The following is a 15,111-nucleotide window of genomic DNA, read 5'->3' as shown; positions in this document are numbered from 1 at the left end:
GCGGGTGGGGGCTGCCCCTAGGGACCGGCCTCCGGCGGGTGGGGGCTGCCCCTTAGGGCCCGGCCCGCCTCACTCCGACTCCGCCACCCTGTACCCCGCGCCGCGCAGCGCCGCCGTCACCTCGGCGCAGTGTTCGGGGCCGGAGGTCTCCAGGTGCAGTTCCACCTCGACCTCGGTGAGGCCGAGGCGCGGGCCGGTGCGGACGTGTCCGACGTCGAGGACGTTGGCGTCCACCTCCGTCAGGACGCCGAGCAGCGTGGCGAGCGCCCCGGGGCGGTCGGTCAGCCGCAGCCGCAGCGAGAGGTAGCGGCCGGACGCGGCCATGCCGTGGCGCAGGATCCGCTGCATCAGCAGCGGGTCGACGTTGCCGCCCGACAGCACCGCGACGACCGGCCCCTCGAACGCCCCCGGCTCCGCCAGCAGCGCGGCCACCGGGCTCGCCCCGGCGGGCTCCACCACCAGCTTCGCCCGCTCCAGGCAGATCAGCAGCGCCCCGGCCAGCGCGTCCTCGGAGACCGTACGGACCTCGTCCACCAGCTCCTCGACGATCCGGAACGGGACGTCGCCGGGCCGCCCGACCTTGATGCCGTCGGCCATGGTGGACAGCCCCTCGACCGCCACCGGGTGCCCGGCCGCCAGCGACGGCGGGTAGCAGGCCGCGCCCGCCGCCTGGACGCCGATGACCTTGACGTCCGGCCGCAGCTCCTTGACCGCGACGGCCACCCCGGCGGCCAGCCCGCCGCCGCCGACGCCGACCACGATGGTGCGCACCTCGGGGCACTGCTCCAGGATCTCCAGCCCGACGGTGCCCTGACCGGCGATGATGTCCCGGTGGTCGAAGGGGTGCAGGAAGACCGCGCCGGTGCGGTGCGCGTACTCCTGGGCGGCGGCCAGCGTCTCGTCGACCACCTGGCCGTGCAGTCGTACCTCGGCGCCGTAGTCGCGGGTCGCGGCGACCTTCGGCAGCGGGGCGCCGACCGGCATGAACACCGTCGACCGCACCCCGAGCAGCGAGGCCGCCAGCGCCACGCCCTGCGCGTGGTTCCCGGCGCTCGCCGCCACCACCCCGGCCGCCCGCTCCGCCGCCGTCAGCCCGGCGATCCGGACGTACGCGCCGCGGATCTTGAAGGAGCCGGTGCGCTGGAGGTTCTCGCACTTGAGGTGGACCGGCGCCCCGACCAGCCCGGAGAGGTACCGGCTGCTCTCCAGGGCGGTGGCCCGGGCGACGCCGGAGAGCAGTTTGTGGGCCGCGCGGATGTCCTCGACGGTGAGCGGGGCCGCGTCCCCTACGGGGCGCGCGGGGTGCGAAGGCGGCGTGTGGTCGAGCATGACGCCAGTCTGGCAGTCCGGCGGCCACCGGGCCTTTTCCGGCCAAGGTGCGGACAGGGCGGGGAAACGGGGCCGGGACGGAGCGGGCTCGCCCCGGGGTGCAGCGGCCTCACCTTCGGGTGCAGCGAACCGCCGGGCCTCGTACGAAGGCGTACGTCAGGGCTGCCGGGGCCCGCGTCGGGGCGTACGTCAGGGTGGGCGTCGGGGCGTACGTCAGGGGCGCCCGGTGAGTGGCCGCACGCCCTTACGGGTCGGGCCGGGCACGGGCCGCCGGGCCTTCGGCGGACGGGCTCCGGCCACTTCCGCGTAACCTTGTCACCCGGTCCCTAAGCCCCCCATGAAGCGAGCACCCGGCCATGCCCACCTCTTCGGACATGACGACCCCCACCGATCCCGCCGTTCTGGACGCGCTGCAGCACCAAGTGGCCGTGTTCGCCCGCCGCGCCGAACAGAGCCGCCTCGGCGGGGTCGGCCAGGCGCGCAACTCCATGGACCGCGCCGCGTATCTGCTGCTCAACCGCCTGGACCAGGAAGGCCCGATGGGCGTCAAGGCGCTCGCCGCCGGGATGGGGATCGACTCCTCGACCGTCACCCGGCAGGTCGCGCCGCTGGTCGAGTCCGGGCTGGTCAACCGCGCCACGCACCCCGAGGACGGCCGGGCGGTCGTCCTTCAGCTCTCCGAACGGGGCCGCACCCGCCTCGGCGAGGTACGGGCCTCGCGCCGCGCGCTGATGGAGATGGTCACCGATGAGTGGACGGAGGAGGAACGCGCCGTCTTCTGCGCGCTGTTGACCCGTTTCAACATCTCCCTCGCCGCCATCACCGCGACGATGCCCCCGGCGGGCGCGGCCTCCTGAGCCGACTGGGGCCTGCCCGGGGCGCGCCGAAACCGATGCGCCCCGGGTGCGGAGCCCCTACGGCCTCCCCTTACGGGAGACCGCCCGCCCCGGGGTGCGGTGCAGCCGTGACCGCACCGCACCGGGTGCTCAGCCCAGCGCCTGGGTGAGGTCGGCGAGCAGGTCGTCGATCGACTCGATGCCGACGGAGAGACGGACCAGGTCGGCGGGGACCTCCAGCGCGGAACCGGCCGTCGAGGCGTGCGTCATCCGGCCCGGGTGCTCGATGAGCGACTCCACGCCGCCCAGGGACTCCCCGAGGGTGAACAGCTTCGCGCGGTCGCAGACGTCGACCGCGGCCTGCTCGCCCCCGGCGACGCGGAACGACACCATGCCGCCGAAGGACCGCATCTGCTTGGCGGCGACCTCGTGCCCCGGGTGCTGCGGCAGCCCCGGGTAGTAGACCTGCGTCACCTTGGGGTGCGCGGTCAGCAGCTCCGCCACCCGGGTGGCGTTGGCACTGTGCCGGTCCATCCGGATGGCGAGGGTCTTGATGCCGCGCATCACCAGCCACGCGTCGAACGGGCCGGCCACCGCGCCCATCGCGTTCTGGTGGTAGGCCAGCTCCTCCCCGAGGGCGTCGTCGCCCACCACGAGGGCGCCGCCGACCACGTCGGAGTGGCCGCCCATGTACTTGGTCGTGGAGTAGACGACGACGTCCGCGCCGAGCGCCAGCGGCTGCTGGAGATACGGGCTGGCGAAGGTGTTGTCGACGACGAGGCGGGCCCCGGCCTCCCGGGCGATACCCGCGAGCGCCGCGATGTCGCTGATGCCGAGCAGCGGGTTGCTGGGCGTCTCCACCCAGATCGCCTTCGTACGGGGACGCAGCTCGGCGCGCACCGCCTCCGGGTCGGAGGTGTCGGCGACGGACCATTCCACACCCCAGCGCTCCGCGACCTTGGCGAACAGCCGGAAGGTGCCGCCGTAGGCATCATTGGGGATGACGACGTGGTCGCCGGGGGTCAGCAGCGTCCGCAGCAGGCAGTCCTCGGCGGCGAGGCCGGAGGCGAAGGCCAGTCCGCGGCGGCCGCCGTCGAGGGCGGCGAGGTTCTCCTCCAGGGCGGTACGGGTCGGGTTGGCGCTGCGGCTGTACTCGTAGCCGCCGCGCAGCCCACCGACCCCGTCCTGCTTGTAGGTGGACACCTGGTAGATGGGCGTCACCACCGCGCCGGTCGCCTCGTCGGGCTCCTGACCTGCGTGGATGGCGAGGGTTTCGAAGTGCTGATGGCGCTGGTCGCGCTGTTCGCTCATGGACAGCGAGGGTAGTCGCCTCCGGGCGGGCCGATCCCCCGGAACTTTCTGGTTCGCTGGGGAGTGGATAGAGCAGGACGTGCACACACCGCGCGTCCCGCCGCTCCGCCCCACCTGCCTCCGACCGGGACACGCCTCATGGACGCTCTGCTCGTACTCTTCGCCGCCGCCGCGTTCGGCGGTGTCGTCCTCCTGCCCTGGCTGCGGCGCCGCCGGGCCGCGCAGCAGTTCCGGCTGCAGGGCCCGCCGCAGGTCTCCGACCCGGTGGCGGGCTACGGCTTCGTCCCGCTCGACGCACTCGACGTCCGCCTGCCGGGCCCCGACGAGGAGCTGGAGCACGCCCTCGCGGAGATCCGGCGCACCCACGACTGGCGCCCGGCGGCGGCGCTGCTGCGGGCCACCCCCGAGGACGACGAGCGGCGCTGGCAGCGCGTCCAGACGCTGGCCGGGGCCGCCGCCTTCGACCTGGCCCGGGAGCGGGACGATCCGGACGCCGCATCCGGTGCGCCGCGCAGCGGCGGGGTGTGGCTGCGGCGCTGGCGGCTGGAGGCGCCCAAGGACGCCGGGGGCGCGCAGACGCACGCCCAGTTCCTCGTCCTCCAGGCGCTGCGCGACCCGGGTTCGGAGGACTTCCGGATGATCCTGGAGGAGGCCCGGACGGTCTGCGGCGAGGCGGCCCTGCTGGCCCCGGGCAGCCCGGTCCCGTACGTCATCGAGCTGGCCGTCGCCCGAGGGCTGCACGACCGCCCCGCCGACTACGCCGAGCTGTGGGAGAAGGTGGCCCGCCGCGCACCGCACCACATGGGCGCGCACCTCGCGGCGCTCCCCTACTGGTCGCAGAAGTGGCACGGCTCGCGCGAGGAGGCGGAGGCATTCGCCGAGCGCGCCGCCTCCGGCGCACCGACGGGCACCCTCCTCCCGGCGCTGCCCCTCTTCGCCGTCTACGAACACCTCCCCGAGGCCAACATGGTCCGCGGCCTCTACCGGAGCGCGGTCATCGAGCGGGCCATCGAGGGCGCCCACTACGCCCTCCGCGAGGCCCCGGCGGACCACCCCATGGCCCCGCACGTCCGCCACCTCCTGATCTGGTTCCTCGTCCGCGCCGAACGGTACGGCGAGGCCCTTGAGCAGCTGCGCGAGGTCGACGGCCACGTCGGCGCCGTCCCATGGTCGTACGGTCACAGCCCGGCGGCGGAGTACGCGGCCTATCGCGCGCTGGCGGTCGCGGGATGGGAGCGCAGCGGGGGGACGGCGACGGGCGGCATACGGCCGGAGTGAGGGGCGGCCGGGGCGGTGCGGGCCTCGGGGTGAGCGGTCCCTCCGGTGGGATGGTGCGGCGCGGGCCGGGCGGAAGCGGTCGCTCCGGGGGCCAGGGGGCTTCGACGCTGCGCTCTGGGCGCGTCGGGGGCCTTCCACGGCCTGTGGCTCCGGTGCGGGACACGGCGGGGCTCCCCGTGGGTGGCCGCCACCCCGAACGTGACCGGGTCACCGGTGGGGGGCCTCCGCCGGAATGTCACCGCCCCGCCCGGCGTTGCAGCTGACGCCATCGTCCCCACGGCAGGCGGCCGCCTGCCACCACCGCCGTCGTCCCCGGAGCCTGATCGCGATGCTCTTCTCCCGCTTCAAGAACCACCTCCCGACCCCCGAGGAAGCCCTCAAGGGCCGCCCGGAGCGGGACTTCACCGTCCCCGCCCGGCACACCGTTCTCGGCACCTCCCTGCTCGGCCCGTACCCGGAGGGCACCGAGATCGCCGACTTCGGCCTCGGCTGCTTCTGGGGCGCCGAGCGGAAGTTCTGGCAGACCGAGGGTGTCCACACGACCCTCGTCGGCTACCAGGGCGGCCACACCCCGAACCCCACCTACGAAGAGGTCTGCAGCGGCCACACCGGCCACACCGAGGCCGTCCGCGTCGTCTACGACCCCACCGTCGTCCCGTACACCGCACTCCTGAAGCTCTTCTGGGAGTCCCACAACCCGACCCAGGGCTTCCGCCAGGGCAACGACGTCGGCACCCAGTACCGCTCCGCCCTCTACACCCACTCCCCCGCCCAGCACCAGGCCGCCGAAGCCTCCCGCGACGCCTACACCCAGGTCCTGCGCTCCCGCGGCTACGGCTCCATCACCACCGAAATCCTGCCCGCCACCGACCTCCCGTTCTACCCGGCCGAGGGGTACCACCAGCAGTATCTTTCAAGCAGTAAAAACCCTGACGGGTACTGCGGGATCGGGGGGACGGGGGTGAGCTGCCCGGTGGGGGTGACCGAGTTCGACGGCTGAACCCCAAGCGCGGGGTTTACCGCCCGGGGAACGGGCGCGGCTCGCGGGACGCGTCTGCTTGTCTCCCCGGGCCGCGATCCCGACGACGGCTCGTCAGCGCCTTCGAACCGGAGAGCAGCCCCGACCGGAACCGATACCGGCCCACTGCGTGGTCAGGAGCTACTCTTCAAGAAGAATCGCATCGAACTGAGGCCGAACGCAGGCGAGTTGACGGGTAGCGCCCGAAGGGGCGGATCCTGATCTCCGTCGCCTGGACCGGAAGCCTCAGGCGAACGGGGGACGAGATGGCAGCAACCAGCCGGATGAGCCTGGTGGTGTCCGGTGAGACCGACGTGGACCAGGAGGAACTGGCCCAGCTCACCGCGCAGCTGAGGCGCCGGATCCTCGAACTCGACGTCGACGACGTACGGACCGCCCGGTCCGACGAGGGCATGCCTGAGGGCGCCAAGACCGGCGAGCTCATGGCGGTCGGTACCCTCGCGGTGGGGCTCGCGCCAACGGTGCTGCGGCCCGTACTGCGCCTGGTGGAGACCTGGATGCAAAGCCGCCCCGTCCGCACGGTCAAGGTCGACGTGGACGGCCGCGTGCTGGAGCTGGGCCATGCGTCCCCGGAACAGCAACAGCGGTTGGTCGAGGCGTTCTTGGCGACGGAGATCCAGACCACGGCCGATGCGCCCTCCACGCAAGGCGGCGGAGAACCCCCCGCCGCCCAGGAGTAGCCGGAGCAGGCTCTCCATGACCGATTCCATGGGGCCAGGCCGCAGGCACGCCCTCCTCATCGCGACGGGCACGTACGACGACCGCACCCTCAGCACGCTCCGCTCACCGGAGCAGGACTGCGCGGGCCTCGCCGACGTCCTCACCGACCCGCGCATCGGTGCCTTCCGCGCCGAGCAGGTGAGGGATGCGCCGGCCCATCGAGCGATGCGCGCCGTCGAACGCTTCTTCCTGAACCGGAGCCGCGACGACCTACTCCTCCTCCATGTGTCGTGCCATGGCATCAAGGACGACGACGGCCACCTCTACTTCGCCGCTCGCGACACGGACCGCGACCTGCCCGCGTCCACGGCGATCCCGGCCGCCTTCCTCCGCGACCGTATGGACCGCTGCCGGGCCCGCACGATCGTCGTCCTCCTCGACTGCTGCTACAGCGGAGCCTTCCTGCCCGGTGCGAAGGGCGACGGCCGGATCCACGTCCGCGACGAACTCGGCGGTCACGGCCGGGCCGTACTGACCGCGACCAACCGGACCGAGTACGCCTGGGAAGGGAAGAGCATCGAGTCGGCGGCCCCTCAGCCGTCCCGTTTCACGGGTGCGCTGATCGAGGGCCTGCGCACGGGCGCGGCCGACCTGAACGGGGACGGCCGGATCACCGTCACCGAGCTGTACGACTATGTGTATGAGTCCCTGCACCGGGACGGGGCGAAGCAGCACCCGCGGATGTGGGCGGACCTGGAGTACCACGTCACCATCGCCCGGGCGGTGGGAGAACCGGTCCGAGGCGGTCCGGGCGCCCCGTCCCCGGGCCCGCCGCCGCAAGAGACGGCAGACCTGAGCGAGAAGACCACCGGTGAGCTCTCCGGGGCTGCGAAGGCCCCCCTGCCCTACACACCTGTCATGCGCGGCCAGGACTCCCTGGTCCAGCAGGAAATCACTGTGGAGGAGACGGCGCTGGGCACGGTGAAGGAACTCACCATTGATACGGCGGTGGTGTGTTCAAGCTGCTCGGGGCCGGGCTGGGCCGCGGTGGCGCCGCGCTGCGAAGCGTGCCAGGGCCGCGGCGAGAAGGCGGAGACCCGGCACGGCGCTCCCGGCGGAAGCGCCGATGCGCGTGCCTGCCCCACGTGTCGGGGCCGGGGCAGCGTCGCGCCTCCCTGCCACCAGTGCGACGGCAACGGCCGGGTGCCCGCCCGCCGCACGCTCACGGTCAAGATTCCGGCGGGCGTCGATCACGGGACCCGGATACAGTTCGCCAGCGAGGGAGAGGTGGGCCCCGGCGGCGGCGAGCCCGGGGATCTCTACCTAGAGCTTGTGGAGCTGCCGCACCCGGTCTTCGAGCGCGTGGGGGACGACCTGCATTGCACCTTGACCATCCCTCAGGCCGCGGCGACCACGGGCGACACGGTGCGGTTGGACACGCTCGACGGCACGAAGACGGTCCGTATCCCCCGGGGCACCCGCCATGGCCAGACCCTGCGGCTCGCCGGGCTCGGCGCCACCCATCTCCGCGCCGGCGGCCGGGGGGACATCCTGATCCACATCGAGGTGTCCGGCTGACCGCGCCTACGTGGGCTGTCGCATCGACCGCACCCCGCCGGGACGCCCAGGACGCCCCGGTCACACGGGCCGGCCCCGCCCCCACAGCTCCTCCGCATGCTCGGCGAAGCGGTCGAACATTCCCCCGTCCCCCTGGCGACGGAAGTGCAGCAGCGGCGAATCATGGCCCACCAGCAGTGCCAGGTGGGGTGTGACCAACGCGTCGCCGTCGAAGCGGAAGACGGACAGCGACACATGGTTCATGGCGTCCGCGGCGGCGGAGAACCGCGCCTCGACGCCCGGATTGCGCTCACGCTCGTCGGCGTCGCCGCCGGGTTCGCCGTACTGGCGTTGACCGTACGAGAGTTGGCGACCCTCTGTGTGGTGTTCTGCCTGGTGGGGGCGGCGAGCCTGGTGGGTGCCGCGCTGGCTCCTCGCCTCATACGGAAGGGGTATGACGAGAGTCTGCGCCTCGTGGAGTGCTACCGGCGGCAGCAGGCGGCCCGGTTCGCGGTGCCGCCGCCCTTTCCGGCTTTCGGTTCGCCTGGCGGGTGGACGGGGGAATGAGGCGGAATGCACAGCTCCGGACGGGTGCACCGCCGTCCTGTACGCCTGCCCCGAAGGAACGCCCGTAAAGGGCTGGGTCCACTGTCAGTGCCGGGTGATACGAAGCGGGGATGCCTCAGACGCCTGCCTTCGACGACCTGCTCGCCTTGTTCCAGGACCGCTCTGCCGCCCTGCGTGACAGCGTCGCGGGCTGCCCCGATCTGGATGTCCGCGTCCCCAGCTGCCCCGACTGGTCGCTCCGCGACCTCGTCGCGCACCTGACGAAGGTGCACCGGTTCTGGGCGGCGGCGGTCACGAACGGCCCCAGCGGAAAGCCCCCGACCGTCGCACCGGCCGACGACGCGCTGACAGCCGGCCTGCTGGCCCGTTCGGCCGCGGCCACCGGGGAGCTGGTCGCGGCCCTGCGCGCCGCTGGACCCGCGGTGAGCTGCTGGACCTGGTGGGGTGAGTCCGACGTGCCGACGACGAGCGGTGCCGTGGCCCGGCATCAGGTCCGGGAGGCCGCTGTCCATGCCTTCGACGCCCAAACGGCCACCGGAACTCCCCGGCCCGTACCTGCGGTTGTCGCACTCGACGGCATCGCCGAGTTCTTCGGCGTCAGCCACGGCACCGCCGGGCCTTGGCCGCATGAGCCCGCCCGGGTCGGTCTGCACGCCGCCGAGGGCGAGTCGTGGCTGATCGATCTGACGGCGTCGGGCTCAGACGTCATCGACGGCCGCCAGGACACCGCCGCCGATCTGTACGGATCGGCGAGCGACCTGTTGCTCACGCTGCACGGCCGCCTCCCCCTGGACAGCCTGCGGAGCGAGGGGGATCGCACCACCCTGGAGAACCTCCTGAGCTGGCCCGACCTGGGCTGACTCCCGGTCCGGGAAACTCACTGCGGGCGGGGTTCCGCGCCGCCGCCCCCCGCCCCCGCGCGGCGCCCCCTCACCCCTGCCCCAACCGCGCCCGATCAGCCGCCGCCCTCCCCTGGTGCCAGCCGTCCGCGTCGTTCAGGCCGCGGAGGCGGACGGGGGCGGTGTCGGGGAAGAGGGTGCCGGTGGTTTCCTCGACGGCCAGGGCGCGGGCGGCGAGGACGGGGAGGAGGCCGCCGGTGCCCGCCCCGGCGCCCCCGGCGGTGCCCACGCCCGCATCCCCGGCGGTCGCCGCCTCGGCCGTTGCCGCCTCGGTCGCGGCGGTCAGGCGGGTGCGGACGCGGTCGGCGTAGGCGACGAGGAAGGTCTGGCGGAAGTCGCGGGTGCGCCGGGCGCGGCCGCGGGTGTGGTGGGCGTCGGCGGCGCGGTGCATGGCGGTGGTGGCCTGGAGGAGGAGTGAGGTGTAGAGCAACTCCGTTGCCTCCAGGTCGGGTTCGTAGCCGACGAGGGTGGAGAAGGCGGCGTCGGACGACCAGACGGCCTGGCAGCGGTTGGCAGTGGCGACGGCGTCGAGGAGGAGGGCCTTGGCCTGTTCGTACGGGCCCTCGATGCCGATGCGGATCGCGCCGGGGCCGCCGCCCGCGGTCGCGTCGGCCCCGGCCAGCAGGGCCTCGTCGATGCTGTGACGGGCCATCAGCTCCTGGGCCTTGGCCGACAGCGCCTCGGCCTCCTCGGCGTAGTCGGTCGCCTCGGCCTTGGCCAGCAGGCCGCGGATCCGGCCGAGGGCGCGGGAGGCGCCGGGGGACGCGGCGCGGGCGGCGGGTGGCGGTGCGGCCGGGAGCGGGGTGAGGCGCGGCAGCCGGGCGAGGGTACGCAGCGCCAGGAGGACGGTGTACGCCGTCTCGAAGCGGGTGGTGCGGCGGCGGGCGGCGAGCGCGTCGAGGTAGCCGGCGTCGGACGGCCACCAGACCTCGGCGCCGAGCCGGCGCAGCTGGGCGTCCCGGCGGGCGGTGGCGGACGGCGGGCGGGTGCCGCAGCGGGCGTCGGCGGCGATGGCGTCCACGACGAGCCCGACCTGCGTGGGGTCGGCGGCGTCGCGGCGGACGATGCGTTCCAGGTCGGCGGGTTCCCAGCCGCCCGCCCAGCAGCGGCGTACGGCGTCGGTGGCGGCGCGGACGACGGCGGCGGAGACCGCTTCCCAGCCCTCGGGGGCGGCGGCGAGCCGGGAGGCGCCGACCTCGGCCGCATCCTCGGTGGGCTCGCCGTCGGCGGCGTAGCGGACGGTGCCGAGGATCTCGCCGAGCAGGGCGTCGGCGTTGCCGTGCCGCCCGCCGGGGCGCCCCTCGGCACGGCCGCCGCCCCCGTGTCGGTCCCGGCCGTTGTCCGTACGTTCGCTCATCCGGTCACTGTACGGAGCGGCTCGCCCGGCCGCGGTGCGGAGGGGACGAGGGCGGGCCGGTGCCAGGCGCGGCGCACCGCGCCTGGCGCCGTCGGCGTCAGGACGCCGACCCGCCCAGCGCGCTGCCCGCCACCCACTGCTGCCAGCCCATGTTCCACCCGTTGAGACCGTTGTCCGGCTGGATCGTGTGGTCCGGGGAGTTGACGACGGTGACGACGTCGCCGATCAGCGAGTGGGTGAAGAACCACGCGCCGTCCGTGGACGGGTCGCCGGCGCCCTTGGCGTCCGCCAGGCCGATGCAGCCGTGGCTGGTGTTGACGTTGCCGAAGATGCCCTTGCCCCAGTAGTTGCCGTGGATGAAGGTGCCGGAGGTCGACAGGCGCATGGCGTGCGGGACGTCGGGGATGTCGTACTCGCCCTTGCCGTCGTTGTTGGTGAAGCCGACGGTGGAGCCGTCCATCCGGGTCTGCTCGTACTTCTCGGAGATGACCATCCGGCCGTTGTAGGTCGGGTGGTCCTGGCTCCCGGCCGAGATCGGGATGGTCTTGAGGGTCTTGCCGTCGCGCACCACCGTCATGAGGTGCGTCTTCGCGTCGACGGTGGAGACCTGGGAGCGGCCGACGTGGAAGTGGACGGTCTTGTTCTGGACGCCCTGCACGCCGGGCGACGCCTGTACACCGTCGAGGGCGAGCTTCACGGTGATCTCGGAGTTCGCCTTCCAGTACTCCTGGGGGCGGAAGTCCAGGCGGGTGTTGTCGAACCAGTGGCCGACGACCTTCTGGTTGCTGCTGGCGGCGACGGTGATCGCGGACTCGACGGCCTTCTTGTCCTTGACCGGCTTGTCGAAGTGGATCGAGACCGGCATGCCGACGCCGACGGTGGAGCCGTCCTCGGGCGTGAAGTTGCCGATGAAGCTGTTCGCCGGGGAGACGGTGGTGAAGGTGGAGTTCTCGACCGCCGTGCGGCCCTCGGAGTCCACGGCGTGCGCGGTGATCTTGTACTTCGTCGCGCGGGCGAGGTCCTGCGACGGCTTCCAGGACGAGCCGTCGGCGGAGAGCGTGCCGTCGACGGTCTTCTTGGACTCGACGGCGGTCATGGTGACTGAGGTGAGCTTGCCGCTCTTGACGGTGACCTTCGCGTCCTTGCTGATGCCCGCGGTGGACGAACCGTCCTTGGGGGCGATCTTGATCTTGGCGTGTGAGGCGTCCTGCGCCGCGGCCTCGTCGACCTGCAGGGACCTCTCGTGCGCGCGGGTGGAACCGCTGCGCGCGTGGCTGTCGCCGCCGCCCACGCCGCTCGCACTGCCGCACGCCGAGAGCACGACCAGGCCCCCGGCCAGCGCGGCGGTGGCTATGAAGCCCTTGCGGCGCTTGCTGTCCGTCATCACACGCTTCTCCATTGATCCGATAGGAATCCCCGAGCAGCAGACCGGGGGCAGCCTCCCCGGCCGACATCCAGGAAACGCCATTTTTCCCGTGGTTCGCGCCGCATCCGGACAAAGTGTGGGCAACGACACGCAATGCGGGCACACGCCCCGGAGATGCCGTGGATCACGGCCCGAACCCGCCGCAGGCCCGCGATTCCGGGCCCGTACGGGGTCCACTTCCCCCCTCGTACGGGACAGAAATCGACCCTCGTACGACAGGTGCCGTACGAGGGCCGTGGGGCGCCGGGGCGGGGGCGCGGGGGCTCCCGGAGGGGCGCACGGGCAGAGGTCACGCTCCGTGACGACGGGGCCGGATCAGACCTCCTCCTCGACGGGGACGCCACCGCTCGCCAGATCCCACTCATCGGCGTCCCACGCCGCGTCCGGGTCGTAGTCGGTCCGCTCCTCGCAGCTCCAGGACGCCTGCGCGAGGGTCGTGCCGGGGACGGCGGTGACCAGGTCGGACGGGTCGACGAGGTGGGCCAGCGCCTCCGCCGGGTCCTCGCGTACCGCCTCCTGGGCCTGGTGGCGTCCGCTGTCCGGGAGGGAGGGGTCGGTGGCGACGTGGTCGAGCGCCGCGGCGGTCAGCAGACCGGGGTCGATGACCTCCATGACCAGTTCGATATGAAGCCGTACAAACCGTGATGTCTCGCCATTGCTCATGGGACGGAGGGTAAGCACTCCGGGGCCCGACTTCCCCGCGACCCGCGGCGGTCACTAACATCTGAGGTCAGCGGCCAATTCGCCGGACCTGCAAGGGGGATTGTCCTGTGACCGCACGCCGACCACTGCTGACCGCCGCAGCCGCGGGGTCGGTGCTGATCGCCCTGTGGTTCGTCCCGTCCGCGCATGCGATCATCGGCGCCCCCGGCGACCCGGCCACCGGCGCGCGGACCACCGCCGCCACCGTCTCGGACGGCGGTACCCATGGCTCCGATGCGGTGACCTCCGCCGACCGGAACGGCGCCGCCCAGGGCGCCTTGGTGCCGCGGACCGACAGCGCGTCCGCCCGCTCCCTCGCCGAGACCGGTTCCCCGGACACCACCCCGTACGTCATCGGCGGCGCCGCCTGCCTGGCCCTCGGCGCCGGACTGGTCAGCTACTCCGTACGGCGCGGCCACGACGGTGCACTGTAGGTCCTCGTCACGCCAGGTCCTCGTCACGCATACGGGAGCGGCGGCCGCCCCTGGGGTCGGCCGCCGTAGTCATATGTACGTCCCGGCCTCTCAGGCCAGCGGGCCGGTGACCGTCTCCGCGGCGGTGATCAGCGCGCCGGAGCGGACGAACGCGTAGGCGCGCTCCAGGTCGGGCGCGAGGAAGCGGTCACCGCCGGGGCCCGCGACCCCGGCCTCGCGGGCCGCGGCCACCACGGCGCGGGTGGCGGGCGACAGGCGGGCACCGTCCCGCAGCTCCACCGCGCGGGCCGCCGCGTACAGCTCGACGGCGAGGATCCGGGCGAGGTCGTCGACGGCGGTACGCAGCTTGCGCGCCGCCGACCAGCCCATGGAGACGTGGTCCTCCTGCATGGCGGAGGACGGGATGGAGTCGACGGAGGCGGGCGCCGCGAGCCGCTTCATCTCGCTCACCAGCGCCGCCTGTGTGTACTGGGCGATCATCAGGCCGGAGTCGACGCCCGGGTCGTCGGCGAGGAAGGCGGGCAGGCCGTGCGAGCGGTTCTTGTCCAGGAGCCGGTCGGTGCGGCGCTCGGCGATGGAGCCGAGGTCGGCGGCGGCGACGGCGAGGAAGTCCAGGACGTACGCGACGGGCGCGCCGTGGAAGTTGCCGTTGGACTCGACGCGGCCGTCGGAGAGCACCACCGGGTTGTCGACGGCCGCGGCCAACTCGCGGTCGGCGACCAGCCGGGCGTGGTCGAGGGTGTCCCGGCCGGCGCCCGCGACCTGCGGGGCGCAGCGGATCGAGTAGGCGTCCTGGACGCGCGGCGCGTCGTCCTGGTGGTGGCCGGTGAGGCCCGAACCGGCAAGGATCTTGCGCATGTTGGCGGCGGCCACCGCCTGGCCGGGGTGCGGCCGGATGGCGTGCAGTTCGGGCGCGAGGACCTTGTCGGTGCCGAGCAGCGCCTCCAAGGAGAGCGCGGCGGTGATGTCGGCGCAGGTGTACAGCCGGGCGAGGTCGGCGCAGGCCATGACCAGCATGCCGAGCATGCCGTCGGTGCCGTTGAGGAGCGCCAGGCCCTCCTTCTCGCGCAGTTCGACGGGGGCGATGCCGTGCGCGGCGAGAAGATCGGCGGCGGGCACCACGGTGCCGTCGGGGCCTTCGGCGTCGCCCTCGCCCATCAGCGTCAGGGCGCAGTGCGACAGCGGCGCGAGGTCGCCGGAGCAGCCGAGCGAGCCGTATTCGTGGACGACGGGGGTGATCCCGGCGTTGAGCAGCGCGGCCATGGTCTCGACGACGACGGGGCGGACGCCGGTGTGGCCCGAGGCGAGGGTCTTCAGGCGCAGGAACATCAGGGCGCGGACCACCTCGCGCTCGACGTGCGGGCCCATCCCGGCGGCGTGCGAGCGGACGATGTTGCGCTGGAGCCGGGCGCGCAGCCCGGGGCTGATGTGGCGGACGGCGAGGGCGCCGAAGCCGGTGGAGACGCCGTAGACGGGGTCGGGCCTGGCCGCGAGGTCGTCGATGACGGCGCGGGAGGCGGCGACGGCCGCGAGGGCGTCCTCGGAGAGCGCGACCCGGGCGTCGCCGCGGGCCACGGCGAGGACATCCTCGGCGGTCGCGCCGGACGTCCCGAGCACCACAGTGTGCATCTCCATATTCACGAACAGTAGAGAGTGAATTCCGGGATGTCACTACCCTGTTCCCGCACGGCTCCTGGGCCCCACACGTCACCTGCG

14 protein-coding genes and 1 pseudogene are annotated in these 15,111 nt (G+C 73.3%); 8 read left to right on the top strand and 7 right to left on the bottom strand.

From position 1 onward, the window contains the following. Positions 1–69: 69 nt before the first annotated feature. Positions 70–1,329: a threonine ammonia-lyase gene (ilvA, locus tag OG422_RS20215; protein WP_405744060.1), complete on the bottom strand. Its 1,260-nt coding sequence runs from the start codon at positions 1,327–1,329 to the stop codon at positions 70–72. Positions 1,330–1,685: 356 nt separating this feature from the next. On the opposite strand from ilvA, the gene OG422_RS20210 reads away from it, so the two are divergent. Continuing rightward, positions 1,686–2,186, top strand: a complete 501-nt coding sequence (locus OG422_RS20210; protein ID WP_405744058.1) for a MarR family winged helix-turn-helix transcriptional regulator — start codon at positions 1,686–1,688, stop codon at positions 2,184–2,186. Between the two features lie 129 nt (positions 2,187–2,315). Here the strand turns inward: OG422_RS20210 and OG422_RS20205 are convergent, their stop codons facing one another. Further along, the gene (locus OG422_RS20205) at positions 2,316–3,476 is read right to left on the bottom strand and encodes a cystathionine gamma-synthase (protein ID WP_143943349.1); all 1,161 of its coding nucleotides are present in this window, start codon (positions 3,474–3,476) and stop codon (positions 2,316–2,318) included. Between the two features lie 138 nt (positions 3,477–3,614). Between OG422_RS20205 and OG422_RS20200 the strand changes: the two genes are divergently transcribed. The 4 genes from OG422_RS20200 to OG422_RS20185 all read left to right on the top strand — a co-directional run bounded on the left by OG422_RS20200 (position 3,615) and on the right by OG422_RS20185 (position 8,031). Then, positions 3,615–4,754, top strand: coding sequence for a hypothetical protein (locus OG422_RS20200; protein ID WP_405744056.1), 1,140 nt, complete (start codon positions 3,615–3,617; stop codon positions 4,752–4,754). A 328-nt stretch (positions 4,755–5,082) separates the two neighbouring features. Further along, positions 5,083–5,754 carry a peptide-methionine (S)-S-oxide reductase MsrA gene (gene msrA / locus OG422_RS20195; RefSeq protein ID WP_405744054.1) on the top strand — a complete coding sequence of 224 codons (672 nt, stop codon included), beginning with the start codon at positions 5,083–5,085 and terminating at the stop codon, positions 5,752–5,754. Positions 5,755–6,038: 284 nt separating this feature from the next. After that, positions 6,039–6,473, top strand: a complete 435-nt coding sequence (locus tag OG422_RS20190) for a hypothetical protein (protein WP_251076788.1) — start codon at positions 6,039–6,041, stop codon at positions 6,471–6,473. A gap of 16 nt (positions 6,474–6,489) precedes the next feature. After that, on the top strand, positions 6,490–8,031 hold the full coding sequence (locus OG422_RS20185) for a DnaJ C-terminal domain-containing protein (protein ID WP_405744052.1): 1,542 nt from the start codon (positions 6,490–6,492) through the stop codon (positions 8,029–8,031). Positions 8,032–8,091: 60 nt separating this feature from the next. On the opposite strand, the pseudogene OG422_RS20180 reads toward OG422_RS20185, so the two are convergent. Beyond that, positions 8,092–8,310, bottom strand: a pseudogene (locus OG422_RS20180) (XRE family transcriptional regulator); the annotation flags it as partial. On the opposite strand from OG422_RS20180, the gene OG422_RS20175 reads away from it, so the two are divergent. Next, positions 8,266–8,577 (top strand): hypothetical protein, encoded by a 312-nt coding sequence (locus OG422_RS20175; RefSeq protein ID WP_405748087.1) that lies wholly within the window; start codon positions 8,266–8,268, stop codon positions 8,575–8,577. The pseudogene OG422_RS20180 and the gene OG422_RS20175 overlap by 45 nt on opposite strands. A 110-nt stretch (positions 8,578–8,687) precedes the next feature. Continuing rightward, complete coding sequence (locus OG422_RS20170; protein ID WP_405744050.1) at positions 8,688–9,437, top strand: maleylpyruvate isomerase family mycothiol-dependent enzyme; 750 nt, start codon at positions 8,688–8,690, stop codon at positions 9,435–9,437. A 70-nt stretch (positions 9,438–9,507) separates the two neighbouring features. Here the strand turns inward: OG422_RS20170 and OG422_RS20165 are convergent, their stop codons facing one another. The 3 genes from OG422_RS20165 to OG422_RS20155 all read right to left on the bottom strand — a co-directional run bounded on the left by OG422_RS20165 (position 9,508) and on the right by OG422_RS20155 (position 12,922). Continuing rightward, a complete protein-coding gene (locus tag OG422_RS20165) occupies positions 9,508–10,833 on the bottom strand; it encodes a DUF2786 domain-containing protein (protein ID WP_405744048.1) in 1,326 nt (441 codons plus the stop codon). A gap of 97 nt (positions 10,834–10,930) precedes the next feature. Next, entirely contained in the window at positions 10,931–12,232 is a 1,302-nt protein-coding gene (locus OG422_RS20160; RefSeq protein WP_405744046.1) for an Ig-like domain-containing protein, read from the bottom strand. 342 nt (positions 12,233–12,574) lie between these two features. Next, positions 12,575–12,922: a hypothetical protein gene (locus OG422_RS20155; RefSeq protein ID WP_405744044.1), complete on the bottom strand. Its 348-nt coding sequence runs from the start codon at positions 12,920–12,922 to the stop codon at positions 12,575–12,577. Positions 12,923–13,029: 107 nt separating this feature from the next. Between OG422_RS20155 and OG422_RS20150 the strand changes: the two genes are divergently transcribed. Next, positions 13,030–13,395, top strand: a complete 366-nt coding sequence (locus OG422_RS20150; RefSeq protein WP_405744042.1) for an LAETG motif-containing sortase-dependent surface protein — start codon at positions 13,030–13,032, stop codon at positions 13,393–13,395. Between the two features lie 90 nt (positions 13,396–13,485). On the opposite strand, the gene hutH is transcribed toward OG422_RS20150, so the two are convergent. Then, on the bottom strand, positions 13,486–15,024 hold the full coding sequence (gene hutH / locus OG422_RS20145; RefSeq protein ID WP_405747922.1) for a histidine ammonia-lyase: 1,539 nt from the start codon (positions 15,022–15,024) through the stop codon (positions 13,486–13,488). Positions 15,025–15,111 lie beyond the last annotated feature (87 nt).

The sequence above is a fragment of the Streptomyces sp. NBC_01525 genome (assembly GCF_045040405.1).
Classification (GTDB): Bacteria; Actinomycetota; Actinomycetes; order Streptomycetales; family Streptomycetaceae; genus Streptomyces; species Streptomyces benahoarensis.
Note: the sequence above shows the minus strand (reverse complement) of the source record. Positions and strands in the feature narration are given on the sequence as shown.

Excerpts from the sequence above, each read along its gene's own strand:
- OG422_RS20190 (WP_251076788.1), top strand. The coding sequence starts at position 6,039 with ATGGCAGCAACCAGCCGGATGAGCCTGGTGGTGTCCGGTGAGACCGAC.
- OG422_RS20160 (WP_405744046.1), bottom strand. The coding sequence starts at position 12,232 with ATGGAGAAGCGTGTGATGACGGACAGCAAGCGCCGCAAGGGCTTCATA.
- OG422_RS20170 (WP_405744050.1), top strand. The coding sequence starts at position 8,688 with ATGCCTCAGACGCCTGCCTTCGACGACCTGCTCGCCTTGTTCCAGGAC.
- OG422_RS20200 (WP_405744056.1), top strand. The coding sequence starts at position 3,615 with ATGGACGCTCTGCTCGTACTCTTCGCCGCCGCCGCGTTCGGCGGTGTC.
- OG422_RS20155 (WP_405744044.1), bottom strand. The coding sequence starts at position 12,922 with ATGAGCAATGGCGAGACATCACGGTTTGTACGGCTTCATATCGAACTG.
- ilvA (WP_405744060.1), bottom strand. The coding sequence starts at position 1,329 with ATGCTCGACCACACGCCGCCTTCGCACCCCGCGCGCCCCGTAGGGGAC.
- OG422_RS20175 (WP_405748087.1), top strand. The coding sequence starts at position 8,266 with ATGGTTCATGGCGTCCGCGGCGGCGGAGAACCGCGCCTCGACGCCCGG.
- OG422_RS20185 (WP_405744052.1), top strand. The coding sequence starts at position 6,490 with ATGACCGATTCCATGGGGCCAGGCCGCAGGCACGCCCTCCTCATCGCG.
- OG422_RS20165 (WP_405744048.1), bottom strand. The coding sequence starts at position 10,833 with ATGAGCGAACGTACGGACAACGGCCGGGACCGACACGGGGGCGGCGGC.
- OG422_RS20205 (WP_143943349.1), bottom strand. The coding sequence starts at position 3,476 with ATGAGCGAACAGCGCGACCAGCGCCATCAGCACTTCGAAACCCTCGCC.
- msrA (WP_405744054.1), top strand. The coding sequence starts at position 5,083 with ATGCTCTTCTCCCGCTTCAAGAACCACCTCCCGACCCCCGAGGAAGCC.
- hutH (WP_405747922.1), bottom strand. The coding sequence starts at position 15,024 with ATGCACACTGTGGTGCTCGGGACGTCCGGCGCGACCGCCGAGGATGTC.
- OG422_RS20210 (WP_405744058.1), top strand. The coding sequence starts at position 1,686 with ATGCCCACCTCTTCGGACATGACGACCCCCACCGATCCCGCCGTTCTG.